This window comes from Streptococcus sp. KHUD_012 (assembly GCF_052588255.1).
The window spans coordinates 1,687,834-1,713,398 of sequence record NZ_CP159355.1 but is presented as its reverse complement, the minus strand read 5'-3'; the positions used below and the strand labels follow the sequence as shown (position 1 = coordinate 1,713,398).

The 25,565-nt window shown below is 43.0% G+C and carries 24 protein-coding genes; 22 read left to right on the top strand and 2 right to left on the bottom strand.

Annotated features, from left to right (window positions below; genetic code table 11):
* Nucleotides 1-7 precede the first annotated feature (7 nt).
* From ABVF55_RS08255 to metG, 18 genes are all read left to right on the top strand, one after another.
* Entirely contained in the window at nucleotides 8-1,003 is a 996-nt protein-coding gene (locus ABVF55_RS08255; protein ID WP_070845308.1) for a LacI family DNA-binding transcriptional regulator, read from the top strand.
* A 131-nt stretch (nucleotides 1,004-1,134) separates the two neighbouring features.
* Nucleotides 1,135-2,448 (top strand): ABC transporter substrate-binding protein, encoded by a 1,314-nt coding sequence (locus ABVF55_RS08250; protein WP_445285218.1) that lies wholly within the window; start codon nucleotides 1,135-1,137, stop codon nucleotides 2,446-2,448.
* An 84-nt stretch (nucleotides 2,449-2,532) separates the two neighbouring features.
* The gene (locus ABVF55_RS08245; RefSeq protein ID WP_445285217.1) at nucleotides 2,533-3,435 is read left to right on the top strand and encodes a carbohydrate ABC transporter permease; all 903 of its coding nucleotides are present in this window, start codon (nucleotides 2,533-2,535) and stop codon (nucleotides 3,433-3,435) included.
* A gap of 1 nt (nucleotide 3,436) precedes the next feature.
* Nucleotides 3,437-4,282, top strand: coding sequence for a carbohydrate ABC transporter permease (locus ABVF55_RS08240; protein ID WP_161800641.1), 846 nt, complete (start codon nucleotides 3,437-3,439; stop codon nucleotides 4,280-4,282).
* Between the two features lie 9 nt (nucleotides 4,283-4,291).
* Nucleotides 4,292-5,746 (top strand): glycoside hydrolase family 32 protein, encoded by a 1,455-nt coding sequence (locus ABVF55_RS08235; RefSeq protein ID WP_445285216.1) that lies wholly within the window; start codon nucleotides 4,292-4,294, stop codon nucleotides 5,744-5,746.
* Nucleotides 5,747-5,821: 75 nt separating this feature from the next.
* Complete coding sequence (locus ABVF55_RS08230) at nucleotides 5,822-6,019, top strand: hypothetical protein (RefSeq protein ID WP_445285215.1); 198 nt, start codon at nucleotides 5,822-5,824, stop codon at nucleotides 6,017-6,019.
* A 152-nt stretch (nucleotides 6,020-6,171) separates the two neighbouring features.
* Nucleotides 6,172-7,512 carry an exodeoxyribonuclease VII large subunit gene (gene xseA, locus ABVF55_RS08225; protein ID WP_445285214.1) on the top strand — a complete coding sequence of 447 codons (1,341 nt, stop codon included), beginning with the start codon at nucleotides 6,172-6,174 and terminating at the stop codon, nucleotides 7,510-7,512.
* On the top strand, nucleotides 7,490-7,702 hold the full coding sequence (locus tag ABVF55_RS08220) for an exodeoxyribonuclease VII small subunit (protein ID WP_003006013.1): 213 nt from the start codon (nucleotides 7,490-7,492) through the stop codon (nucleotides 7,700-7,702). The genes xseA and ABVF55_RS08220 overlap by 23 nt, the downstream gene beginning before the upstream one ends.
* Nucleotides 7,699-8,574 carry a polyprenyl synthetase family protein gene (locus ABVF55_RS08215; RefSeq protein WP_445285213.1) on the top strand — a complete coding sequence of 292 codons (876 nt, stop codon included), beginning with the start codon at nucleotides 7,699-7,701 and terminating at the stop codon, nucleotides 8,572-8,574. Before ABVF55_RS08220 ends, ABVF55_RS08215 begins: the two co-directional genes overlap by 4 nt.
* A complete protein-coding gene (locus ABVF55_RS08210) occupies nucleotides 8,567-9,385 on the top strand; it encodes a TlyA family RNA methyltransferase (RefSeq protein ID WP_445285212.1) in 819 nt (272 codons plus the stop codon). Before ABVF55_RS08215 ends, ABVF55_RS08210 begins: the two co-directional genes overlap by 8 nt.
* Nucleotides 9,375-9,809 (top strand): arginine repressor, encoded by a 435-nt coding sequence (locus ABVF55_RS08205; RefSeq protein WP_003006022.1) that lies wholly within the window; start codon nucleotides 9,375-9,377, stop codon nucleotides 9,807-9,809. The genes ABVF55_RS08210 and ABVF55_RS08205 overlap by 11 nt, the downstream gene beginning before the upstream one ends.
* Nucleotides 9,810-9,815: 6 nt before the next feature.
* Nucleotides 9,816-11,474 carry a DNA repair protein RecN gene (gene recN, locus ABVF55_RS08200; protein WP_251457952.1) on the top strand — a complete coding sequence of 553 codons (1,659 nt, stop codon included), beginning with the start codon at nucleotides 9,816-9,818 and terminating at the stop codon, nucleotides 11,472-11,474.
* Nucleotides 11,475-11,494: 20 nt separating this feature from the next.
* Nucleotides 11,495-12,223, top strand: coding sequence for a metallophosphoesterase (locus tag ABVF55_RS08195; protein ID WP_445285211.1), 729 nt, complete (start codon nucleotides 11,495-11,497; stop codon nucleotides 12,221-12,223).
* A gap of 89 nt (nucleotides 12,224-12,312) precedes the next feature.
* A complete protein-coding gene (locus ABVF55_RS08190; RefSeq protein ID WP_445285210.1) occupies nucleotides 12,313-13,146 on the top strand; it encodes a DegV family protein in 834 nt (277 codons plus the stop codon).
* A 110-nt stretch (nucleotides 13,147-13,256) separates the two neighbouring features.
* Nucleotides 13,257-13,532, top strand: coding sequence for an HU family DNA-binding protein (locus ABVF55_RS08185; protein ID WP_003006038.1), 276 nt, complete (start codon nucleotides 13,257-13,259; stop codon nucleotides 13,530-13,532).
* A 453-nt stretch (nucleotides 13,533-13,985) separates the two neighbouring features.
* Nucleotides 13,986-14,432 carry a Fur family transcriptional regulator gene (locus tag ABVF55_RS08180; protein ID WP_003006041.1) on the top strand — a complete coding sequence of 149 codons (447 nt, stop codon included), beginning with the start codon at nucleotides 13,986-13,988 and terminating at the stop codon, nucleotides 14,430-14,432.
* 144 nt (nucleotides 14,433-14,576) lie between these two features.
* Nucleotides 14,577-15,269: a phosphoglycerate mutase gene (locus tag ABVF55_RS08175; RefSeq protein ID WP_003012031.1), complete on the top strand. Its 693-nt coding sequence runs from the start codon at nucleotides 14,577-14,579 to the stop codon at nucleotides 15,267-15,269.
* Between the two features lie 158 nt (nucleotides 15,270-15,427).
* On the top strand, nucleotides 15,428-17,419 hold the full coding sequence (gene metG, locus ABVF55_RS08170) for a methionine--tRNA ligase (RefSeq protein WP_445285209.1): 1,992 nt from the start codon (nucleotides 15,428-15,430) through the stop codon (nucleotides 17,417-17,419).
* A 272-nt stretch (nucleotides 17,420-17,691) separates the two neighbouring features.
* Here metG and ABVF55_RS08165 read toward each other — a convergent pair whose 3' ends face one another.
* Nucleotides 17,692-17,898 carry a helix-turn-helix domain-containing protein gene (locus tag ABVF55_RS08165; RefSeq protein ID WP_003006064.1) on the bottom strand — a complete coding sequence of 69 codons (207 nt, stop codon included), beginning with the start codon at nucleotides 17,896-17,898 and terminating at the stop codon, nucleotides 17,692-17,694.
* A 10-nt stretch (nucleotides 17,899-17,908) separates the two neighbouring features.
* Nucleotides 17,909-18,430, bottom strand: coding sequence for a DUF2975 domain-containing protein (locus ABVF55_RS08160; RefSeq protein WP_247923040.1), 522 nt, complete (start codon nucleotides 18,428-18,430; stop codon nucleotides 17,909-17,911).
* Nucleotides 18,431-18,678: 248 nt separating this feature from the next.
* On the opposite strand from ABVF55_RS08160, the gene ABVF55_RS08155 reads away from it, so the two are divergent.
* The 4 genes from ABVF55_RS08155 to ABVF55_RS08140 all read left to right on the top strand — a co-directional run bounded on the left by ABVF55_RS08155 (nucleotide 18,679) and on the right by ABVF55_RS08140 (nucleotide 25,474).
* Complete coding sequence (locus tag ABVF55_RS08155) at nucleotides 18,679-19,941, top strand: DUF6287 domain-containing protein (RefSeq protein ID WP_445285208.1); 1,263 nt, start codon at nucleotides 18,679-18,681, stop codon at nucleotides 19,939-19,941.
* A gap of 16 nt (nucleotides 19,942-19,957) precedes the next feature.
* Entirely contained in the window at nucleotides 19,958-20,941 is a 984-nt protein-coding gene (locus ABVF55_RS08150; RefSeq protein WP_445285207.1) for a Gfo/Idh/MocA family protein, read from the top strand.
* 353 nt (nucleotides 20,942-21,294) lie between these two features.
* The gene (locus tag ABVF55_RS08145) at nucleotides 21,295-22,230 is read left to right on the top strand and encodes a metal ABC transporter solute-binding protein, Zn/Mn family (protein WP_445285206.1); all 936 of its coding nucleotides are present in this window, start codon (nucleotides 21,295-21,297) and stop codon (nucleotides 22,228-22,230) included.
* 7 nt (nucleotides 22,231-22,237) lie between these two features.
* Nucleotides 22,238-25,474: a pneumococcal-type histidine triad protein gene (locus tag ABVF55_RS08140; protein WP_445285205.1), complete on the top strand. Its 3,237-nt coding sequence runs from the start codon at nucleotides 22,238-22,240 to the stop codon at nucleotides 25,472-25,474.
* The last annotated feature ends 91 nt before the right edge of the window (nucleotides 25,475-25,565 follow it).

Here is a 25,565-nt window from a genome sequence, read left to right as displayed (position 1 = left end):
TGAGAAAATGAATGAGCAAAAAAAATCGATTACGATGAAAGATGTTGCAGCAGAAGCTGGGGTTAGTGTTGGGACAGTCTCTCGTGTTATCAATAACGAAAAAGGCATTAAAGAGGTGACATTAAAAAAAGTTCAACAAGCGATTGAAAAATTGTCTTATGTGCCAGATGAATATGCGAGAGGATTAAAAACGAATCGTAGTAATATTATCGCTTTACTTATTCCAACCATTTGGCATCCATTCTTTTCTGAGTTTGCATATCATGTAGAAAAGGAATTGTTGAAAAATCAATGTAAATTATTGATTTGTAATGCAGATAAAGATGCTCAAAACGAGATAGAGTACATAAAATTACTTGAAAAAAATAAGGTAGATGGGATCATTGGGATCACCTATTCAGATATCGATAAGTATATCTCCTCTAATTTACCTTTTGTTAGTATTGACCGTCATTTTTCTGAAAATGTCTATTACGTAACCTCTGAAAATTATCATGGTGGTCAACTAGCTTGCCGAGAGTTAGTCAAACGAGGTTGCCAAAATTTAGCTTACATTAGTGGTGTGAACAAACATTTGAATGAAACAACGGAACGGGGAAGGGGGTTTAAAGATGAAGCTAAGCAGCAAAATACAAAACTCTGTAGTCTTGAAATGCCAGAACCGTTAGATCAAGCAGAAAGACAAATTAAGTCCTTTTTTGAAGCTCATCCTCAGATTGATGGGATTTTTACAGTAAATGATTTTATGGCTCTACGTGTTATAAAAGTTTTGACGGAGATGGGAAAAACTCCTCTAGAGGACTATCAAATTATTGGTTTTGATGGGTTAAGACCTGCTTTTGATCAACCGTACTTACTTTCGACCATTGTTCAAGAAATAGCTCAGATGGCCCAAGCGGCAGTAGAATTATTACTTAAATTGATTCGTAAAGAAAAAATAGAAAAGAATGTGATTAGTTTACCCGTACATTTCTTTGAAGGGAACACTACAAAAAAATTATAAAAAGTGCTTGACAAATTATGAAAGCGCTGTTATAATTTAGCTATAAAATGAAACGTTTCAAAAAACTCAACTATTTTAGCTTGAGTTGAAAATATAACCAAAAAATGAAACGTTTCAAAAAGGAGGACGCTATGCGTAAAGGTATTAAGTTATCTGTAGTTGCAGCACTATCATTAGGATTGCTTGCAGGATGTGGTGGGGGATCAAAATCCAAAACTGCAAGTTCTTCAAATGAGATTAAAGTCTGGGTTCAGTTCTCAGATGAAACAGCTGAGGGAAAAGCTTGGCAACAAGTTGTTGATAATTTCAACAAATCAAAGAAAACGAAATATAAGGTTGTGACAGAATTTATTCCACGTAGCGGTAGTGGTGGTGGATATGAAGATAAGGTTAACGCCGCTGTTACGACAAATAGTTTACCAGATGTCATTACACTAGATGGTCCTAATACTGCAGCCTATGCAAAATCAAAGGTGATTGCTCCTTTGGATGATTATCTAAAAGACGATAATATGGATGATGTACTGGACAGTATTAAACAACAGGGAACTTATGATGGTAAATTTTATGCATTTGGTTATTCTGAATCAAGTGTAGGTGTTTACTACAATAAGAAAATGTTTAAGGAAGCAGGGATTGATGAAGCTAGTTTACCAACCCTAGAAAAACCATGGACATGGTCTGAGTTTAATGCCATTTCTAAGAAATTAAAAGATCATTTTAACAAACCAGCAATTGATTTCCGTTTGAATTCAAACGATGAGATGTTGCCATATGCTTACATGCCTCTTATTTGGTCAAATGGTGGATCTGTTGTGAATTCTAAAGGAACAAAAGCGGAAGGCTACTTCAATAGCAAGGAAAGTGTTGAAGCTGTTCAATTTATTCAAGATCTTGTGAAGGATGGATATACGACAGTTAGTCCTGTTGAAAAAGGTTTTGAAACCGGTGAATATCCTATGCTTCTGAGCGGTTCTTGGACGATTGCAGACCTACAAACAAATTACAAAGATATTGATTTTGGTATTCTTCCTTATCCAGTTTCAGATAAAACGAAGAAATTGGTTTCACCTTCAGGTAGTTGGCAATTAGCCGTTACAACAAAATCTGATAAAAAAGAAGCAGCCGCTGAATTTGTTAAGTTTGCTACAAATACTGAATCTAGTGAAATTCTAAGCTTAGGTAACAGTGTTCTTCCAATCAGAAAATCAACAATTAAAAATATTAAGGACAAAGTATCTGAGCCAATGCGTTTCTTGATGGAACAAAATGCCAAAACGGCTCATGCTCGTCCAGTTGTAGTAGCTTATCCACAAGTTTCACGCGCTTTCCAACAAGCAATGCAAGATATCAGCTATTATAAAGATAATCCAGATGTACAAAAAGTATTAGATGCTCGTGCGAAAGAAATGCAAACGGCAATTGACCAATCTTTAAATAAATAGTTGGCATTTAAAAGGTGGAAGGTAAGTAATAAAATGTACCTTCCACCTTATTTTATTTAATGATTTCATCTTAGGAGACGAACAATGAGCGAAACAAAGAAAGTCGAAACAAAAAAGAAAGAACGTCTTAAAGAAAATATTATGGGCTATAGCTTTTTAGCTCCAGCATTAGTATTACTTTTTATCTTTTTGGTGATACCTGTTGGTATGGTCATCTATTATGCCTTTACAGATTATTACCTATTGACACCAGAGGACAGAAAATTTGTAGGGCTACAAAATTTCATGCGTTTAGCACAAGATCCGATCTTTATAAAAAGCTTCTTGAATACATTGAAATTTGTTATTTGGATCATTCCAGTACAACTTGGGGCAGCCCTTGGTATGGCCTTAATCGTAAATAAGAAACGTAAAGGAAACATGTTCTTTAAGGTAGCATTCTTTGCTCCTGTTGTGATGTCTCTTGTCGTTATCTCTATCCTATGGTTATACTTGTTAAATCCAAATAATGGTTTGCTCAATGCTCTACTGAATAAAATTGGTATTTCTTCACAACCATTCTTGACAAGTCCAAAACAAGCCATGTATGCCATTGTATTTGTTTCTGCATGGCAAGGTGCAGGTTATCAAATGTTGTTATTCCTTGGAGGAATGCAAAATATTCCACAAGATATTTATGAGGCGGCAGAGTTGGATGGATTTTCAAAATGGGCTCAATTTAGATATATCACGATGCCTTTATTGAAACCAACTGCCTTATTTGTACTCTTGACGACATTGATTTCAGCATTTAAATTGATTGTGCAACCAATGGTCATGACTCAAGGTGGTCCATTGAACTCAACAATCACTATGGTATATTACATTTATCAACAAGGTTTCACTGACCGTCTTGTTGGTTACTCAAGTTCAATTGCCTTAGTATTTACAACATTGATTGGTATGATTAGTCTTGTACAACGGCGAGTTTTGAAGGAGGATGATTAGGATGAAACGTTTAAAACCGACTACTATTTTAGAATATGTTTTATTAATTCTATTAGCAGGCCTCTTTCTATTTCCTATGATCTGGATGGTGGTTTCAGCAATGAAGCCAGAAGCAGATGTGTATAAGAATTTAACAAGTTGGAAAGCATTCTTACCTAGTTTTAATCCAGCTGATTGGTTTAAACCCTACCAAGAGGTTCTTGCCCGTTTTAGTATTCTAACATATCTAGGGAACAGTATTTTTTATGCAGGAACATTTGCACTTGGGTCTATTATTGTAAACGCCTTAGCGGGATTTGCATTTGCAAAAATTAATTTTACAGGTAAAAAAATTCTGTTTGGCTTTTTATTGGCATTGTTAATCATTCCGATGGAAACAGTGTTGATTCCACAATTTACAATTATTAATTCACTTGGCTTAGTTAATAATCGTTTAGCGGTTATTATCCCTGGATTAGCTAGTGTCTTTAATATTTATCTTTTCCGAAACTTCTTTATTGCCATTCCAGAAGAAATTATCGAATCTGCAAAAATAGATGGTGCAAGTATCTTACGGATCTTTTTCAAGATTATGTTGCCGATGTCGAAACCAGCGGTTGCAACAGTAGGTGTTCTTTCCTTTATTTCTAGTTGGAATGATTATATCTGGCCGTTGATGGTTTTAACCGATTCGTCAAAATTTTCAATGCAGGTGGCAATTACAACCATTAATACAACTCAACCAGTTTATATCAATCAAGTAATGGCTGTTTTGACAATTTCTACAATTCCACTTATTCTAGTATATATCGTAGCACAAAAATATATTATTCAAGGTCTAGGTGGATCTGGTACAGGTATTAAGTAGGTGATCAGTATGAAGGAAAGCATTCGGAAGGCAAATCAGTATATCGATGAAAACAGGGAGAAGGTTGACCAGCAATATAGAGGGGCATTTCATTTGCTACCTCCAATCGGCTGGATGAACGATCCAAATGGCTTTGTTTATTTCCGTGGGGAATACCATTTATTTTACCAATTCTATCCCTATGATAGTATTTGGGGTCCTATGCATTGGGGGCATGCCAAATCAAAAGATCTTCTCCATTGGGAAGAACTGCCAGTAGCTTTAGCACCAAGTGAAAGCTATGATAAGGATGGTTGTTTCTCGGGTAGTGCTATTGTGAAAGATGACAAGCTTTATTTGCTGTATACGGGTCATGTAGACGATGAGGAAAAGCGAGAAGAGACTCAATGTCTTGCGGTTTCGACAGATGGCATTACCTTTGAAAAGTTGCCTACTAATCCAGTGATCCATGCTCAACATATTGAGGGGATCGCAGATATTGCAGATTTTCGTGATCCTAAAGTATTTGAATACCAAGGAAGCTATTACGCTGTCGTTGCTTCTAAGACGCCAGATGATAGAGGTCAAATTCTCCTATTTGCATCAAGTAATCTAGTAGATTGGGCCTTTACATCAGTTCTTTTAGAAGGTGAAAAAGGGCAAGGGATTATGTGGGAGTGTCCTGATTTCTTCCCTTTAGATGGCAAATGGGTCTTGATCTTGTCTCCCATTGAAATGGAAAGGCAGCAAGAAAAATACTGGAACTTAAATTCGACGGTTGCCTTTATCGGTGACATGAATTGGGAAACGGGGCACTTTCGTGTCGATTCCTATGATGAAATGGATGGCGGTTTGGATTTCTATGCTCCTCAAACTTGTCAAGGACCAAAGGGCGAACGATACATGGTTGCTTGGATGCAAATGTGGCACCGGTCTATCCCCAGTCATGATTTAGCTCATGGGTGGGCAGGTAGTATGAGTCTTCCAAGAAAATTGTCTCTGAAAGACGGACGATTAGTTCAGGAGTTACCTGAGTCAGTGAAAGAACACTTTCTTGTAGAGCATGCGTCAGAAACCATTGTTAAGGGCAATCAAATCATTATCCCAGCTAGAGGGAAACAAACCTTGTTTGAGCTAGATACCAAACCGGGTCGCTCCTTTATCCTTGGTTATGGCGATGAAACTGATCCTGATAGTGTCTTGCAATTGGTTTACGACGCCTCTCAAAAACGCTTTAGCTTCAGTCGAGACCAATTTGGGCACCTCATTTCTGGAAAAGAAAGCCCAGCATTTCAATCGAGATGGATTCAGTTGGATGCTGAAAAGGATCATCATTTTTCGATCATTCGCGATACCAACTCCATCGAAGTATTTGTGGATGGTAAAACTCTATCCATGACCTTTTATGAAACGAGTCAGAATCCCGTCTATACCCTCACGGCAGATGAAGGGGTCAATTGGGTCGTAAAAACCTATCAAAAATAGGAAATCAATAGCCTCCTAAAGAAGAAAAAGACAAGTCTTGTGACTTGTCTTTTTGTTGTATCCTAAATAGGATTTGTGTTCATCGAAGAAAATTTGGGAATTGGTCTCATGACGGATCTGACTCTCTTTCCAGAATATCCAAATCTTGTCAAAATTCCGCTGGTTGAAGAGGAAAAAACAGTCTTCTATATTAGTTATGCCTATTCAAATGAAGGGGAACCCCAAGCGCTTCTAAGCTCTTTTATTGAACGGTTAGAGAAGTGTGAAAAATAAGGAAGCTGGTGTCAAACAGACAAATAGAAAGTGTCTTGAATAAAATGAGGCTTGTAGAGAAAGGAAATTCATGATTTCGCTTTGTCTGCCAGCCTTTTTTGGTGTTTTTTGGTATAATTAAACTTGATCATATTCTGCAGAAAGGAGTTCCTATGTCCAACTATTTATCCGTATCAAGTTTGACCAAATATTTGAAATTAAAATTTGATAAGGATCCCTATTTGGAAAGGGTTTATCTGACAGGGCAGGTCTCCAATTTCCGAAAACGTCCCAACCACCAGTATTTTTCATTAAAAGATGAAAAAGCGGTCATTCAGGCAACGGTCTGGGCTGGAGTTTATCGAAGCTTTGGTTTTGAGCTAGAAGAAGGCATGAAGATCAATGTCATCGGTCGCATTCAGCTCTATGAGCCAAGTGGGAGTTATTCCATTGTCATTGAAAAGGCTGAGCCAGATGGGGTAGGGGCCTTGGCCATCCAATTTGAGCAACTCAAGAAAAAGTTGACTGAAGAAGGGCTCTTTCAGGACCGGTGGAAGCAAGCTCTGCCACAATTTCCAAGAAAGATCGGGGTCATCACCAGTCAAAGTGGGGCCGTGATTCGCGATATTATCACAACGGTGAGCCGACGCTTTCCTAGTGTAGAGATTGTGCTCTACCCGACCAAGGTTCAGGGTGAAGGCGCATCTAGTGAGGTGGTTGCTAATATTCAAAGGGCCAACCAACGGGATGATTTGGATGTTTTGATTATCGGTCGTGGGGGTGGTTCGATTGAAGATCTCTGGGCCTTTAATGAAGAAACAGTGGTGCGAGCCATCTTTGAATCGCGGATTCCGATTATCTCCAGTGTTGGACATGAGACAGATACGACTCTGGCCGATTTTGTAGCAGACCGACGAGCCGCTACTCCGACAGCCGCTGCTGAATTGGCCACTCCAGTAACGAAGTTGGATCTCTTGTCCCATTTGCAAAAGCAGGAAAATCGCATGGCAACAGCCATGTCCAATCGCTTGGCCTATAATCGTGAACGCTTGGCCAAATTAAGTCAATCGGTTATTTTTAGACAGCCTGAAAGACTCTATGATGGCTACATGCAAAAGATTGACCAGTTGCAATTGCGCTTGAAACAAGGAATGCGTGATGCTTATGGACAAGGAGCCAATCAGCTGCAAGGTCTGCGTCATCGCCTAGAAGCTATGTCTCCTTTGCATCGCATCGAGCGCTACCAGGACCGCCTGCTCCAAGATAAGAGAATCTTAACCAACCGAATGGAACAAGTCCTAAAAGAGCAAAAGATCAAGGTGCAAGGCTTATCAGAAGCCCTCTTGATGCTCGATACCAGTCGGATTATTGCGCGTGGCTATGCTATGGTTAAGGAAGGAGATCAGGTCCTAGATTCGGTTGCGAAAGTAACAGAAGGGGACCCGCTATCCCTCATCATGAGAGATGGCCAGTTAGAAGTAGAGGTAAAACATGTCGAAAGAAAAGAAATTTGAAGAAAACTTAGCAGATTTGGAAGCTATCGTCCAAAAATTGGAAAGTGGTGATGTGGCTTTAGAAGAAGCCATTACAGAATTCCAAAAAGGAATGAAGTTGTCAAAAGAATTGCAAGATACCTTGGATCAAGCAGAGAAAACCTTGGTCAAGGTCATGCAAGCAGATGGTACTGAAGCGGATCTAGCATGAGACAAGAAGAAAAACGAAATAGAGTAGAGCAAGCGGTTCGCTCTTTTTATGAGGAGAAAGCCGTTGCCCCCCATTTAGTGGAGTCGGTCCTTTATTCCATCCAGGCAGGTGGAAAACGCCTGCGCCCCTTGCTCCTTCTAGAATTGTTAGAGGCCTTTGGACTGGAATTAACGGAGGCTCACTTTCAAGTGGCAGGGGCTTTAGAGATGATCCATACAGGAAGCCTTATTCACGATGATCTGCCTGCCATGGACAATGATGATTACCGTCGGGGGCAATTGACCAATCATAAGAAATTCGGAGAAGACCTGGCGATTTTAGCAGGGGATGCGCTTTTTCTCGATCCCTTTGGGATGATTGCTGCGAGTGCCCTTCCCGATGCGGTCAAGGTCTCTTTGATTCTTGAATTGTCAGATGCTTCCGGTAGTCGTGGAATGGTAGCTGGCCAAGTCCTTGATATGGAAGGGGAGCACAAACAGCTCACACTAGCAGAGTTGAAGACCATCCATGCCAATAAGACAGGACGCCTCCTTGCCTATCCTTTCATCGCAGCAGGTTTGATTTTAGAGTTGCAAGCAGACATTGCTCAGCTCTTAGAAAAAATCGGGAAAAAATTAGGCCTGGCTTTTCAAGTGCGGGATGATATTTTGGATTTGGTCGCTGATTTTGAAGCTTTGGGTAAGACTCCTCAAAAGGACTTAGTAGCTGAAAAATCGACCTATCCAGCCCTGTTGGGATTGGAAGAATCAAAAGCTTTGCTGACAAGCGAATTAGACGCTTGCGAGGACTTGTTGGATCAGATTACAGCTACTTGCAACTTTGATCCGCGAGCGATCAAGAAATTAATAGAAGGATTACGAATAGATGGCTAAGGAAAGAGTAGATGTATTAGCCTATAAACAAGGCCTATTTGATACCCGTGAACAAGCCAAAAGAGGGGTGATGGCAGGTCTTGTCGTTGCTGTTATCAATGGTGAGCGCTTCGATAAACCGGGTGAAAAAATTGATGAAGCAACCGAGTTGAAATTAAAGGGCGAAAAGCTCAAATATGTCAGCCGGGGCGGTCTTAAATTAGAAAAAGCCCTGAACCAATTCGGTTTATCTGTAGAGGGTAAAATTGCGATTGATATTGGAGCTTCTACAGGTGGCTTTACAGATGTCATGCTGCAAAATGGAGCCAGCCAGGTCTTTTCGGTGGATGTCGGGACCAATCAGTTGGCCTGGAAATTGCGTAATGATCCTCGGGTGGTCTCGATGGAGCAGTTCAATTTCCGCTATGCCGAGCCAGATGATTTTGAAGCGACACCGAGCTTTGCGAGTATCGATGTCAGCTTTATTTCCTTGGACTTGATTCTGCCAGCCCTTCACCGGATTTTGGCAGAAAATGGACAAGTCGTGGCCTTGGTCAAACCTCAGTTTGAGGCAGGACGCGAACAGATCGGGAAAAATGGGATCATTAAGGATCCTAAGATTCATTTAGCCGTTCTGGAAAAGGTCGCTGCGTTTGCAGGGACACATGGCTTTGCGGTAATGGAAGTGGCTTATTCCCCTATCCAAGGAGGCCATGGCAACATCGAATTTTTGATGTATCTAGAAAAAAAAGAAGAGAAAACAAAGCCAACGACAGAGCAGCTGGAGGCTGTTGTGGAGCTGGCACACAAGGAATTTAAACATGAAGAGTAAGAATATCAGATTAGAAAAAATTCGTCGTTTCATTCGCGATCATGAAGTGGGGACGCAAGAAGAGATCGTCGAACATTTGAAAGAAGAAGGCATCTCAGCAACCCAAGCGACGGTGTCACGGGATATCAAAGAATTGGGCATCGTAAAACGCCCTCTCAAAGACATGACCTATGTCTATGAATTGCCACGTAAGCACCACCAAGGGATCGGGATGATCGAAAGCAATATTTTGTCTCATCGTCGCATGGGAGAATATGTCAATTTCACCATGGTTCCAGGGACAGCGCCTTTAGTCAAACGTCGCTTGCGGGAGATTTATAAGGAGCATATCTTTAGTATTGTTGCAGATGATGATACGATCTTGTTGATTGCTTATTCCGCACCAGAAGCAGAGAATATCCTCAAATCAATCTTTGGGTGGTAAGAGCCTATGCTATTAGAAATTTCGATTAAGAACTTTGCCATTATCGAAGAGATTTCCTTAAATTTTGAAAAGGGAATGACGGTACTGACAGGGGAAACAGGTGCAGGGAAATCCATCATTATCGATGCCATGAACATGATGCTGGGAAGCCGCGCAACGACGGACGTCATTCGACATGGAGCCCCAAAAGCGGAAATCGAAGGTCTCTTTACCGTTGAGAGCAATCGACACCTGACAGCTCTTTTTGAAGAGCAAGGACTAGAGTGGACCGATGAATTGATCATTCGCCGAGAGATCTTGCAAAATGGACGAAGTGTCAGCCGGATCAATGGTCAAATGGTGAATTTATCTGTCTTAAAGGCAGTCGGCCAACACTTGGTGGATATCCATGGCCAGCATGATCAGGAAGAACTCATGCGGCCCCAATTGCATATCGCTATGCTGGATGAATTTGGGGATGCAGCCTTTTTCCAAACTAAAGATGCTTATCGTCAGACCTTCGAAGACTACAAACGCCTGCGCAAACAAGTGGTGGAACTCCAGCGCAACCAGCAGGAAAACAAGGCTCGTATCGAGATGTTGGAGTTTCAAATCGCAGAGATTGAGGCAGCTGCCTTGGAAGTGGATGAGGACCTGCGTCTGGAGCAAGAACGCCAACGCCTGCTTAATCACAAGATGATTGCTGATACCCTAACCAATGCCTATACCATGCTGGATGCAGAAGAGTTTTCGAGCCTCTCCAATGTGCGCTCAGCCATGAATGATCTGGAAAGCATCGAAGAATATGATCCCAGCTACAAAGAGCTCTCAAGCCAGTTATCAGAAACCTTTTATGCCCTTGAGGATATTACCAAGCGCTTAGAAGATGTGGTCGATGGTCTGGAGTTTGATGGCAATCGCCTCATGCAGGTGGAATCACGTTTAGATTTGATCCACTCCATCACGCGCAAGTATGGTGGTCAAGTCAAGGACGTCTTGGAATACCTGGCGCAAATCACCAAAGAATATAGCCTCCTCACTGGAAGTGACCTCTCGTCTGAGGACTTGGAAAAAGAACTCAAACGTCTAGAAAAGAGTTTGGTCACCTTGGCTCAAGATTTGAGTGATCAGCGGCATACTCTGGCCCAAGCTTTGGAAAATGAAATCCAGCAAGAATTGGCAGATCTCTACATGGACAAGGCGCGTTTTCAAGTACGTTTTAGCAAGGCTAAGTTTAATCGTGAGGGAAATGAAGCTGTCGAATTTTACATTTCGACCAACCCAGGTGAGGACTTTAAACCCCTTGTCAAGGTAGCATCCGGCGGAGAATTGTCACGCTTGATGTTGGCTATTAAGTCGGCTTTTTCTCGAAAAGAAGGAAAAACTAGTATCGTCTTTGACGAGGTGGATACAGGGGTCTCTGGTCGCGTGGCTCAAGCCATCGCAGCGAAAATTCATAAGATTGGTCAAAATGGCCAAGTGCTTGCCATTTCTCACCTGCCTCAAGTCATCGCTGCAGCAGATTATCAATTCTATATTGAGAAAATCAGTGATGAACACTCAACTGTCTCTACTGTGCGTTTGCTCAATAGAGAAGAACGAATCGAAGAAATTGCCAAGATGCTGGCAGGAGAGGATCTAACGGAAGCTGCCCGTCAACAAGCAGAGCAACTTCTCAAGCGTTAAGAGAAAGAAGGTTTGAAACAATGTCAACATACTTTGTAGTTGGAGATATTCACGGAAAAGTACAAATGCTAGAAGAGCTCATGACAGAGTGGGATGGAAAAGCCCAATTGGTCTTTTTAGGGGATTTGATAGATCGAGGCGAAAACAGCAAACGATCAATTGAAATCGTAAAGGACTACGTAGACCATCACGGAGCTGTTTGCCTTTCCGGGAATCACGAGTACATGTTTTTAGCCTGGTTGGACAATCCAGAAGAGCGTTATGATCACTACCGAAGAAATGGTGGCGATACGACCATCAACTCTCTGTTAGGCCGGCCACTCGATACTCCTGTAGATGGCATTGCGGATGCGCAAGCAGTAGAAAATGCCGTTCCTGACTTGGTAGCCTTTATCCGCAGTCTGCCCTTTGACTACGAGACAGAAACCTATTACTTTGTCCATGCTGGTGTGGATCTAACCCTGGATAATTGGCGGGAAACCAGTGATTACCAAAAGGTCTGGATCCGAAAACCATTCCATGAAGCGGAGAATCATACAGGCAAATGGATCGTCTTTGGACATACACCAGTTTATGGACTGCTCAATGAGCCAGTCGGCACCGAAAATCTTTGGATTTCAGATCAGAAGATGGGCGTCGATGGGGGCGCTGTCTTTGGTGGAGTCCTCCATGGATTGCTCTTGGATGATCAAGGCATTGTCCATGACCATGTCCTTCATAATACAGGTTTTTCTGCCGCAGACGACTGAGAAAGCAGGAATGGATATCTTTCACTGCAAAACCCCGTGTTTTTTGATATAATGAAAGCAGAACATTCTTAGGAAGAGTATAGAAATATATGGCAAATATTAAAATAGTTACAGACTCATCTATTACAATTGAGCCTGAAGTGGTTGAAGAATATGGCATTACCATTGTGCCACTTTCTGTTATGGTGGATGGAGTCCTTTATTCCGACAGTGAGTTGGGTGAAGGGGACTTCTTGCGCTTAATGCAGTCTAGTAAAAATCTTCCAAAGACCAGCCAACCACCCGTTGGAGTCTTTGCGGAGGTGTATGAAAAGTTAGCAGCAGACGGAGCTCATATCGTTTCAATTCATATGTCTCATGCCTTGTCAGGAACCGTAGAGGCGGCTCGTCAAGGGGCAACCTTGTCAGGAGCAGATGTTACTGTGATTGATAGTGGCTTTACAGACCAGGCGATGAAGTTCCAAGTGGTTGAAGCAGCTAAGTTGGCTAAAGAAGGAGCAGATCTAGACACCGTTTTAGCTCGTATCGAAGAAGTCAAAGAAAAGACAGAGTTGTATATCGGCGTATCTACCTTGGAAAATCTAGTTAAAGGTGGTCGGATTGGCCGTGTTACCGGACTTTTGAGCTCGCTTCTTAACATCCGTGTGGTGATGGAAATGAAGGACCATCAATTAGAACCAATCGTCAAGGGACGTGGAAACAAGACCTTTAAGAAGTGGTTGGATGAATTGGTAGAGAAACTATCCCACAGCAAGGTGGCTGAGATCGGGATTTCCTACGCAGGGACGCCAGAATGGGCAAATGAAATGAAGGCTCAGTTGCAATCGCTCGTTGAAAATGCGATCCCAGTTCTCGAAACTGGATCGATTATCCAAACCCATACAGGTGAGAATGCATTTGCAGTTTTGGTGCGCTACGAATAAGCTGAATAAATGTTTGAAAAAACAGGTTTAGTACTTGACCTAAAGGCTTTTTTTAGATATTATAGTACTGTTAAGGCGTAAAGCCTAAAAAAATTTGGAGGATTTGTTAAATGGCTAACAAACAAGATTTGATCGCAAAAGTGGCAGAAGCTACAGAATTGACTAAAAAAGATTCAGCAGCAGCTGTTGATGCTGTATTCGCAGCAGTTTCAGAATACCTTTCAAAAGGTGAAAAAGTTCAATTGATCGGTTTCGGTAACTTCGAAGTTCGTGAACGTGCAGCTCGTAAAGGTCGCAACCCACAAACTGGTAAAGAAATCAAAATCGCAGCTTCTAAAGTTCCAGCATTCAAAGCTGGTAAAGCTCTTAAAGAAGCAGTTAAATAATTGCATTTTGAAAATCCATCCTAGATTTCTAGGGTGGTTTTTTTGTTGGACAGCTCTATAGGATAAGGGTATAATAGGAAAAAGAAAGAGAGAAAAGACCATGCGAGTCATTTTAGGACTATTTGCCTTGTTGTTAATCCGACCTATTTTGTATCTATTGAAAGGGCTGTGGTTTGTACTGGAATTTTGCTTTATGATCCTCGTGGTCAAAATGATCTTAGGAACTGTACGCTGGATGACCAGTTGGATCGGTTGAGAGTAGATGAATCTATTTCAGGCTCGTGAATCAATGTCCCCTGGACATAACCTCGCTTTTCCATTTTTAGGCTCGTGAAAAAAATGTCCACTGGACATTTTTTTTAATTAAAAGCATTCTAAATAGTGATTTATTTTGAAACATGATATAATAAGGGTAACGAATCGATTAAATCATATTGGAAAGGGGGGATCATAGTGAACGCATTGCATCGTCATGAAGAAGAGCGCGTGGAAGAAGTCTTGCAAAATTTACGTGCTAAGGGCATTCGGATTACCGATACCCGCAGAGCAGTTCTTTCCTATTTAGTGGCGAGTCATGAACATCCAAGCGCTGAGAAGATCTATCGTGATTTATTGCCTCAGTTTCCAAGCATGAGTCTAGCAACTGTCTACAACAATATCAAGGTATTAATTGATGAGGGGGTTGTCTCTGAGATCAAGGTTCGCAATGATACCACGACCTATTTTGATTTCATGGGGCATGACCATTTGAATGTGGTGTGTGAAAAATGTGGCCGTATCGCAGATGTGGACATTGAAGTCCCAGATCTTCGCGAAGAAGCAGCCAGTCAAAGTGGCTACCAGATCACCAAGACTCAGATGACCGTCTATGGCATTTGCCCCGACTGTCAGAAAAATTAATGTGAGAGAAACCAGAGCCGTCAGGCTCTTTTTTGTGAGAAATTGCACTTTTCTATGGTCGCCACTAGATTTTTTACTGAAAATCTAGTAGAATAAAATAGATAAACGGGGGAAACCTCGGAGAATAAAAAGGAGATCCATCTAATGGTAAAATTGGTTTTTGCTCGCCACGGTGAGTCTGAATGGAACAAAGCTAACCTTTTCACTGGTTGGGCTGATGTTGATTTGTCTGAAAAAGGTACACAACAAGCGATCGACGCTGGTAAATTGATCAAAGAAGCTGGTATCGAATTTGACCAAGCTTACACTTCAGTATTGAAACGTGCGATCAAAACTACTAACTTGGCTCTTGAAGCTTCTGACCAATTGTGGGTTCCAGTTGAAAAATCATGGCGCTTGAACGAACGTCACTACGGTGGTTTGACTGGTAAAAACAAAGCAGAAGCTGCTGAACAATTTGGTGATGAACAAGTTCACATCTGGCGTCGTTCATACGATGTATTGCCTCCTGCAATGGACCGTGATGATGAACACTCAGCACACACTGACCGTCGTTACGCTTCACTTGACGATTCAGTGATTCCAGATGCTGAAAACTTGAAAGTGACTTTGGAACGTGCCCTTCCATTCTGGGAAGATAAAATCGCTCCAGCACTTAAAGATGGTAAAAACGTATTCGTAGGAGCACACGGTAACTCAATCCGTGCCCTTGTAAAACACATCAAACAATTGTCAGACGACGAAATCATGGATGTGGAAATCCCTAACTTCCCACCATTGGTATTCGAATTTGACGAAAAATTGAACGTTGTAAAAGAATACTATCTTGGTAAGTAAGATAACATAATTTGTTATCCATAAAAAAGCTGACTTCGGTCAGCTTTTTTGCTTGTCTTCCTTACATCCTAGCTGGTTTTGGGTTTTCAGGGTCTCCTAAAAATGTTATAATAGAGTGTTACTAAATTGGGTTCCATTAGCCCTGAAAGGAAAAGAAAATGACAAAATCATTCTACATCACAACCCCTATCTATTACCCATCTGGTAAATTGCATATTGGTTCAGCTTATACAACGATCGCCTGTGACGTTTTGGCGCGTTACAAACGTATGATGAACTACGATGTTTTCTACCTGACTGGTCTCGATGAGCATGGTCAAAAGATCCAGCAAAAAGCAGAAGAAGCTGGGATTACGCCACAAGCTTATGTAGATGGGATGGCCGTTGGAGTGAAAGAACTCTGGCAATTACTCGATATCTCATACGATAAATTCATCCGTACGACAGACGACTACCATGAAGAAGTGGTGGCCCAAGTCTTTGAACGCTTGCTTGCGCAAGACGACATCTACCTTGGTGAGTACTCTGGCTGGTATTCAGTCTCTGATGAAGAGTTCTTTACAGAAAGCCAATTGGCTGAGGTCTTCCGTGATGAGAATGGCAAGGTCATCGGTGGGGTAGCCCCATCAGGCCACGAAGTAGAATGGGTTTCTGAAGAATCTTATTTCCTTCGCCTCAGTAAATACCAAGACCGCTTGGTCGAATTTTTCAAATCCCAACCGGACTTTATCACGCCAGATGGCCGTCTCAATGAAATGTTGAAAAACTTCATCGAGCCCGGTTTGGAAGATTTGGCAGTATCTCGGACTACCTTTACTTGGGGAGTTCCAGTTCCATCTAATCCAAAACACGTGGTCTATGTGTGGATTGATGCCCTTCTCAACTATGTGACGGCTCTTGGTTACGGTCAAGAAGATCATGAAAACTTTGATAAATTCTGGAATGGAACCGTCTTCCACATGGTTGGAAAAGACATTCTTCGTTTCCACTCGATCTACTGGCCAATCCTTCTCATGATGTTGGATATCAAATTGCCAGAACGTTTGATTGCCCATGGTTGGTTTGTCATGAAAGACGGCAAGATGTCGAAGTCTAAAGGGAATGTCATCTACCCCGAAATGTTGGTGGAACGCTTCGGTTTGGATCCACTTCGTTACTACCTCATGCGCAGTTTGCCAGTTGGTTCAGATGGGACCTTCACACCAGAAGACTACGTAGCCCGCATCAACTATGAATTGGCCAATGACCTTGGAAACCTCCTTAACCGGACGGTAGCCATGATCAATAAATACTTTGGTGGCCAAGTTCCAGCTTATGTCGAAAATGTCACTGCATTTGATGTTGATTTGGCTAAGGTAGTTGAAGAAAACATCGCTGAATACCACAAGCAAATGAATGCGGTTGATTACCCACGCGCTTTGGAAGCCGTATGGAACATCATCTCTCGGACCAATAAGTACATCGATGAGACAGCGCCTTGGGTCCTCGCTAAAGAAGACGGTGACAAGGATCAATTGGCAGCAGTGATGGCTCACTTGGCAGCTAGCCTTCGTGTCGTGGCTCATTTGATCCAACCATTCATGATGAACACCTCAAATGCCATCATGGAACAACTTGGCTTGGGCTTGGACTTCGATCTTGAAAACTTGACCCTAGCAGGTTTCCCTGAAAATGTCACAGTGGTTGCCAAAGGAACTCCAATCTTCCCACGTCTCGACATGGAAGAAGAAATTGCCTACATCCAATCTCAAATGACTGCTGGAAAACCACAAGAAAAAGAATGGATTCCAGAAGAAGTGGAACTCAAGTCTGAAAAAGACGAGATCAAATTTGAAGACTTTGACAAGGTTGAAATCCGTGTAGCAGAAGTCAAAGAAGTGGAACGCGTTGAAGGATCAGACAAATTGCTTCGCTTCCGCCTAGATGCAGGAGATGGCGAAGACCGTCAAATCCTCTCTGGTATCGCGAAATTCTATCCAAATGAACAAGAATTGGTCGGCAAGAAACTTCAAATCGTGGCCAACCTCAAACCACGTAAGATGATGAAAAAATACGTCAGCCAAGGCATGATTCTTTCAGCTGAACATGGAGATCAATTAACAGTCTTAACGGTTGATCCATCTGTTCCAAATGGAAGCATTATTGGTTAAACATATATAAAAAAGCACACCCGCGGGAGTGCTTTTGTTGTATTGATATAGTTCCCATCATTGAATTTTACAAGGATAGAAGATGAGTCCTATTTGTAATGAATATTAATGGAGACTTCCGCAGTGAGAAAAGAGTCTGAAACATTTTCGTTTCAGACTCTCGGAAGATTTGAGACAGTGGGCTCAAATCTTAGGTATGGAATCCCAAAGGGATTCGCTACCGTCCGTCCTCACCCAAGGTAAGTCTCCAATTATATATTTAAATACTTGTCCTATTCATCTGGCCGGTATTCCAAGATATCTCCTGGCTGGCAGTCGAGTTCTTTGCAGATGGCTTCAAGGGTGGTGAAGCGGATGGCTTTGGCCTTGCCGGTTTTGAGGATGGAGAGATTAGCAGTGGTGATGCCGATTTTGTCAGCCAGCTCATTGGATTTCATCTTTCGCTTGGCCAGCATGACATCTAGATTGACGATAATCATGGCACCCTCCTTAAATGGTTAGCTCATTTTCTTCAGCAATCTCAATCCCTCTCTCTAAAATCTTGCCAAGGACCCAGACAATTGGAACGGCAAGGAGAAGCCCTGTGTTAAAGGTAAATTGGAAAGTGAAGGGAAGGAGATAAGCATTTCCACTGGTTTCAAGTGTGCCAGACATAAAGGACAAGACCAAGAGAATCTTCCAAGCTCGGTTGCAAAGATCAATGTTAGAGTGAGAAAAGATCTTTTCTTGGTAGAGATTTTGGAGGAAGCTGCGAATGGTGATGAGAAGGTAAATATAGATAGCGCTTGAGGCTAGTGGGAAGAGCAGCTGCCAGAGAGGTTGCGGATGTTTGGGGAAGAGTTGGATGCCATTCACATCAAAGGACAAGCGTCCAGTTTGAATGAGATCTTTAAACACTCCCATCCGTGAAAGCAGGTGGACGACCAGTGCAGCCACAGTCATAAAGCCACAGAAGTAAATGAAAGCCGTCAAGACTTCAATGACATTTTTTAAGGTTTTTGAGTTTTTCATCGCAAGCCTCCTTGAAGTTTATTTATTTTTCACTTATAGTATACTCTTTATAAAAAAATAGTCAATAAAAAAGTATCGAAAAACGATAAAAAAATAACGATAAACAAAATATTATTTTTGAGAAACAGGTATTCTCTGCTAAGACTAGTCAGTTTAAACCTGGAAAACCACTACATAGAGGGGAATTTTACTATACTTTCGATTTAGGGTATACTAGTGTAAAGATCTTATTCCATGGAGGTAGTAAAATGAATCTTAAGTGGAAGAAAAAATACCTGGGGCCGATTCTGGGGCTGGTCGGAGCAGTTGTTCTGATCGGTGGAGTCTATCTCTACTCTAGCTCCAACATCCAACCAGACCATCAAAAGGAATTTAACCAGACCAGTAAGAAGGCCACTAAGCCAAAGGAAAAAACTATTGACTTGAGTGGTGACTACGTCTCTAATGAACGGGATGAAGCCAAAATCGAGAAAAAAGGCAAGGCCTGGAAGATCGATTACCAAACGTCTGATGGCAAGGTATCTGCTGAATTTAGCACGGATTGGAAGGTCGAAGGGTCTAATAAAGTTTCGACAGGTAAGATGAAAAAGTCCGATGGCAATACAGACTTTACAGTCACTGTTCGTGTCTTTAAATACAAGACAGACAAGAAGCCTTTGATCACGGTCACCATGTCTGATAAAAATCCTGACCACGAGATGGTCTTTGCCAATCGGGAGGATTTTTTCAAATCGACAGATCCCAATGATGTCGTCCTTGATGGCAATCTCTCACCGTTTGAAGGTGCTTATTCCAATGATACCTATGAAAAGGAAATCGCAGATTCCGGTTTTAAACTTTATGGCTATACTCCAGAAGAGTATTACCAAAACAAGACCAACGCCTTTCCAAGTATTGTAAATGGGGAGACCGGCTGGACTTTCTGGAGTGGAGGCACTCGGGCAAGTTACTTGTTCAATAAAGAAAAAGAGCCCAAGAAGCGAAAAGGCTATTATGAAGTTTATTTCACAGGGGCAAATGGGACTGCGATCCAAGGGCAAGAGCAAACCTTGTACTTGATCCCAGCGGGTGTGACAGGTCCTGATGGAGTAGCTTCCCAAGAACGTCGGATTCTCTTTGGGGATGCGGCCTACCGTGATTACCATCTAGAGTGGTGGAAAGCTTACCCACAACCGAAAAAAGAGAAAGACTTGGATATTGCGGCCATTAACGGAGGCGACTTCTCAAGCTTAGCTGGAACCTGGCGCAATGGCAAAGGGGCTGAAATCGTCATCCAAGCAGATGGAAAAGTCAAGGGCCAAGGAAGCCTCAAGGCTGTTGCAGACTCGGATAAGAAGAGCAAGATCCCTTATGTTGAGATGAAGATGGGTGAGACTGGTGCTGCGATTGGACTTCTGAAAATCGGTTTCCAAAATCCAGATGGAGACCAGTCTGATACCAGCAAGCCACGTCTAGTGGTCACTCAATCTGCAGGCAACTATCCGGCTGATCAATATTTCTACCGTCAATAAAAAAGGAGATTAAACAATGGGCCATCACATCAACTATAAGTGGGCTAGTCTTGGAACAGGCGTCATTGCCAATGAATTGGCGCAAGCCCTTGAAGCGCTTGGTGGGAAACTCTATTCCGTTGCCAATCGTACCTATGACAAGGGTGTCGCCTTCGCTGAGAAATACGGGATCGAAAAGGTGTATCATGAAATTGATGAAGTCTTTGAGGATCCTGAAGTGGATATCATCTATATCTCAACACCTCACAATACGCATATCCAGTATCTTCGTAAGGCCCTCGCAGCTGGTAAACACGTGCTCTGCGAAAAGTCCATCACTCTCAACAGTGAGGAATTGGCAGAAGCGATAAAGCTTGCTGAAGAAAACCATGTCAAACTGGCTGAAGCCATGACCATTTTCCATATGCCTATTTATCGGAAACTCTCTGAAATTGTGGCAAGTGGGAAGTTGGGCCCGCTCAAAGTCATCCAGATGAACTTCGGTTCCTATAAGGAATACGATATGAGCAACCGCTTTTTCAATCGCAATCTGGCAGGTGGTGCGCTACTGGACATCGGTGTCTACGCTTTGTCTTTCGTGCGTTGGTTTATGACGTCACAGCCGACAGAGATGGTTTCACAGGTCAAGCTGGCACCGACTGGTGTTGATGAGCAAGCGGGGATCCTTCTTACAAATGCAGAAGGGGAAATGGCGACGGTGACGCTGAGTCTTCACGCCAAACAACCAAAACGCGGTACCATCGCTTATGATAAGGGCTATATCGAACTCTACGAATACCCGCGTGGCCAAAAAGCGGTCATCACCTATACGGAAGATGGTTCACAAGAAGTGATCGAAGCAGGAGAAACCGCTAAAGCCCTCCAGTATGAAGTCCTCGATATGGAAGCAGCAGTCGCAGGAAGGGAAAATCATCTCTACCTAAACTACAGCCGCGATGTCATGGACCTCATGACTCAACTCCGCAAAGACTGGGGCTTGGTTTACCCAGAAGAAGAATAACGAAAGGAAAAGAGGCTGGGACAAAAGTCCTAGCCTCTCAATTGTTTTTGGATTGTCGAGCAAGACGCAGTGGTTGAGTGGGCTCTACTACGCTGATTTCATCAGCTTTTACAGCCCTACTCAACTGTGCGGAGGTGGGACGACGAAATCGAATTCTAACGAATTACCGATTTCTGTCCCACTCTCTTTTTTACTGCAAGGAAGGCTCGTGGGGCCTAGGAAATTGCTAGTCTCTAGCATTAAAAGGAAAAAAATGTAAAAAAAGCTTGACAAAGCAAATGATTAGCAGTATGATTAACTAGTTAATTAACTGATTAATAAACTAGTTAACGAAAATGAAAAAGAGGTGAAGGATGAATAGGAGAAGAATAAAGGTTCTGGGACTCTTGTTTCTCGCTTTCTTTCTGCTGACAGCTTGTGGAAGTCAAGGAAATGCGGGCAAGCCCCCTTCTAAAAAAGGTCTTAAAATTGTCACGAGTTTTTATCCCATCTATGCCCTGGTCAAGGAAATCTCTGGCGATCAAAATGACATCTGGATGGTTCAGTCAGGTGCAGGGATCCATGATTATGAACCCTCAACCAAGGAAGTGGCCCAGATCTATGATGCAGATGTATTTGTCTATCATTCTCAGACCCTGGAATCTTGGGCCGGTCACTTAGATCCCAATCTTCAAGGTTCCAAGTTGCGAGTGATCGAAGGTAGCCAAGGAATGACCCTTGATAAGGTGGCTGGATTAGAGGATGTCGATGCTGGTCAGGTAAAAGAAGCCAAGCACTTGTATGATCCGCATACTTGGTTGGATCCTGTAAAAATTGCAGAGGAAGGAAAGATTATCGCCCAGCGCTTGGGAGAGATCGATCCAAAGAACAAGGAGCGCTATCAGACCAATGCTCAAAAGCTTGAAAAGCGCTGTGAGGACCTGGTAGCCCACTACCAGCCTCTCTTTGACAAGGCCAAGCAAAAGACTTTTGTGACCCAACATACAGCCTTTTCTTATCTGGCCAAACGCTTTGGTCTCAAGCAGTTAGGGATTGCAGGGATTTCCCCAGAGCAAGAACCAACCGCTCGGCAATTGGCCGAGATCCAGCAGTTTGTCAAAGACTACAAGGTGAAAACGATCTTTGTGGAAAAGCACACGTCGTCAAAAGTGGCAGATAGTATCGCCAAGGCAACAGGGGCGCGTGTCAAGGTCTTGGATCCACTGGAAGCTGATCCGCAAAACGATAAGGATCTATTAGAAAATTTAGAAGAAAATATGGCGACTTTAGCCAAGGAATTAGAGGAGTAAATCAAGAATGAAGAAAAAGGGAACGATTGGAATTGTAGCGACCTTGGGGTTAGGACTCTGTGCCTATGCGCTCAGTCAGCAACCACAAGTCAAGGAAGAGAAAAAGAATCAGATTCAGTATTTGCAAGCGGACAAGAAATCGTCATCGTCTGCCACCAGCAAAAAGGAAGACAGCATCGAAGCGGTCAATGCCAAGGAAAAGACCCAGGCAGAGCAGATTGTCATCAAGATTACAGATGAAGGCTTTGTCACTTCTCATGGGGATCATTTTCATTACTACAGCGGCAAGGTTCCATTTGATGCCATCTTTAGTGAAGAGTTGATTTTGCGGGATCCAACTTACCAGCTGCAAGAAGCGGATATCGTGAGCAAGGTCAAGGATGGCTATATTATCAAACGCGCTGGGAAATACTATCTCTACTTAAAGGATGCCCAACATACAGTCAATGTGCGCTCGATCGAAGAGATCGCCCAACAGCAAAAGGGAGGCACCAAAGAAGAAGGAGAGACAGGATCGGTGCAAGCGAGCTCCTCGCACAAGGCAGGCAAGACCCGTGACTTCCGTCAACCGAGTCAAGCGCTGAAAGAAGGAAAGACTCTAGAGATACTGACGGCTAAGAACCATACAGCTGGTGGTTATCGTACGGACGATGGTTATGTCTTTAGCCCTGGAGATGTCATTTCAGATACAGGGGACGGCTTTATTGTGCCCCATGGCGGCCATTTCCATTATATTCCAAAGAGTGCCTTATCTGCTGGCGAGTTAGCAGCAGCCCTCTCTGTCTTAGGTGGTCAAGCCGGCCATCAGCCAGGAAGCTCACACCTAGCTGGAGCAAGCACAGAAGCAGGGCATGGAACTTCAGATCAAGCCTCTCCAAGCCTTGGGAAGCAAGCTAGCAACCAGCCATCAGCCGGTCCAACCAATACACAGACAACCCCAACGACTTCTAAACCGGCTACTTCTAAACCGAATCCAACCCTGACCAACTTGATCGAAGAATTGCAGAAAACACCTCTGACTTCTCGTCATGTGGAGTCTGATGGTTCTGTTTTTGATCCAAGTAAGATTACCAAGTGGACAGATCAAGGGATTGTCTACCCTCATGGGGATCATTTCCACTTTATCCCATACAGCTCCCTATCGCCTTTAGAGCGTGAGTTGGCGCGGCAATTCCAATTGCTTCGTGCTCAAGGAACTAGTAGTCCAACCGAAGGAAGTCCAAGCTTGCCTTCAAATCCAAGCACAAGACCAGTTGAACATGAGCATGATCATGAGCATGGCGACAGTCACGAGCACGAAGAGGAGCACGATCATGGCTTCCACGCAGACAAGGTCATCAGCAAGGACGAGGAAGGCTATATGGTCGCTCATGGCAACCATGCCCATTATTTCTATAAAAAGGACCTCTCTCCTCAAGAGATTGCAGCAGCGGAGGCAACTCTAGCTGGTAAGAAAGAAGAGGACAAGGGGCAGCCCCTGACAGATGATGTTGCGACCTATTCTCGTGATGCATCAGATGAGGAAAAGATCCAGTACATCAGTAAGACCTATGGTGTTCCTCGTGAGGCCATTAAGATTTCCAATGGTTTCTTTGTCTTTAACAATCCAGACCAAGAATACGATCCGACCCACATCCATCCTTATGCCGTTCGGAAGGAACATGTCCGCATCCCACTTGAAACTGGCAATCCTGAATTAGACTTTATCAATGAACTCTATGCAACAGCGCTTCGTTCGGGGATTTCTCCTTATAGTCTCCAGATTGAAAATGGTCAGTTTGTCATCCCGCATGGCGATCACAACCACTATATCAAGGTGCGCTCAGCAGGACTAGCAGACTACTTAGCCCACCGTCTTCCAACCATCCAATCTCCTTACAAAAAAGGAGACTTGGACAAGAAAGTCGTAGAGGACAAGGTCAACCAGCTCTTAGCAGAAAGCCGCAGCCTCTATGCTTCTGATCCATTGCAACAAAGACGGATTGAGCTCATCTTGGGCCACTTCTTGGAAAATGTCAAGAGTTTCCCAAGTAACTCAACAGAGGGCTATCTGGCAAGTCTCAAACAGGTTGATGCGCAGTACATTCATGCGACTCAAGCGGTCAAGCCAAAAGAAGAGACAGCCTTGGACCGTCGTTACCAAGAATTGCTGGAACAAGTGCGCTTGCTAGACACAGAAGCCTTCCAATTGAAGAAGGAAGAGTTGGTCTCTCAACTGCAGGAAGCCTATGCTGCCAAGGACAGTAAGCGTCTAGAGCAGGAAGGGAAGCTATTAGAAGCTGTTCAGGAGATGCAAGATCGGACGGGTGTGACATCGGTCGATTACCTCAAGTATTTCTACCAAAGCTTGAGCGATGCGCGCTTGACACCAGAACTCCGCACTAAGGCAGCAGATCTAGCCTTGAAGCTCTACCGAGCTCAAGCCTTTGAAGAAGCTTGGGATTCCAAGTCTCACTTTATGGAGCTCTACCAAACTAAGCAAGCTATTGACCAGCTCTTCTCCCAAGATAAAGGCCAAACCTATCCTATTGAAAAAACAGTTTTGGATCAAAAAGGAAGTCAAACTCCATCCTACAACGTAGCGGTTTATGATTTCCTCAAAGGCTTGTATGGAGAGTTGGATAAGGCAACAGAAGCCCGTCAACAGAACAAGATTTTGACAGCTCTCTTAGAGCAAATCCAGTCGCTCTTGCCACAAGTCGAAGACCAAGGCAAACGAACTGCTTTTGAAGCAGGCTTGGCTCAACTTGGAAAAGAATCTGATCCAGACAAGGCTATTCCAAGTGGGGAAGCACTTCTACGCGAAATCAGTGATAGTATTGAAAAGCAAAAACAGAAGCAAACCGAAGAGCCTCAAATTGGGGATGTCGCTCTTTATCAACAGCTCTATAATCAATTGATGGCCCTACACCAACAATTGCAGGACAAGGGGGCTAGTGATGCGGTATTTGATCGCTTAGAAGCTCTCTTTGACCAATTGGCTAATCCAAAGAGTGATAAAGCAGCCTTACTACAGGCCATCCAAGCCTTCCAGGCAGAATTAGCTGCAGCCCCATCTGCAAGCGAAGCGGGCAAACCAGCTTCCACAGCTGAAACGCCTGTCGCTACAGAAACTCCGGTGGAAAAAGAAGCAGCAGCTTCAGAAGGAAGCAAGCCTGCCACAACTGAGACAGGAACAGAGCCTGCAAGCGCAGCTGTAACAGAAGCAAGCACGCCAGATACTCCATCTCCTCAGAAACAATAGAAAATAGAAAAGAGAGTGGGACAGAAATCGGTAATTCGTTAGAATTCGATTTCGTCGTCCCACCTCCGCACAGTTGAGTAGGGCTGTAAAA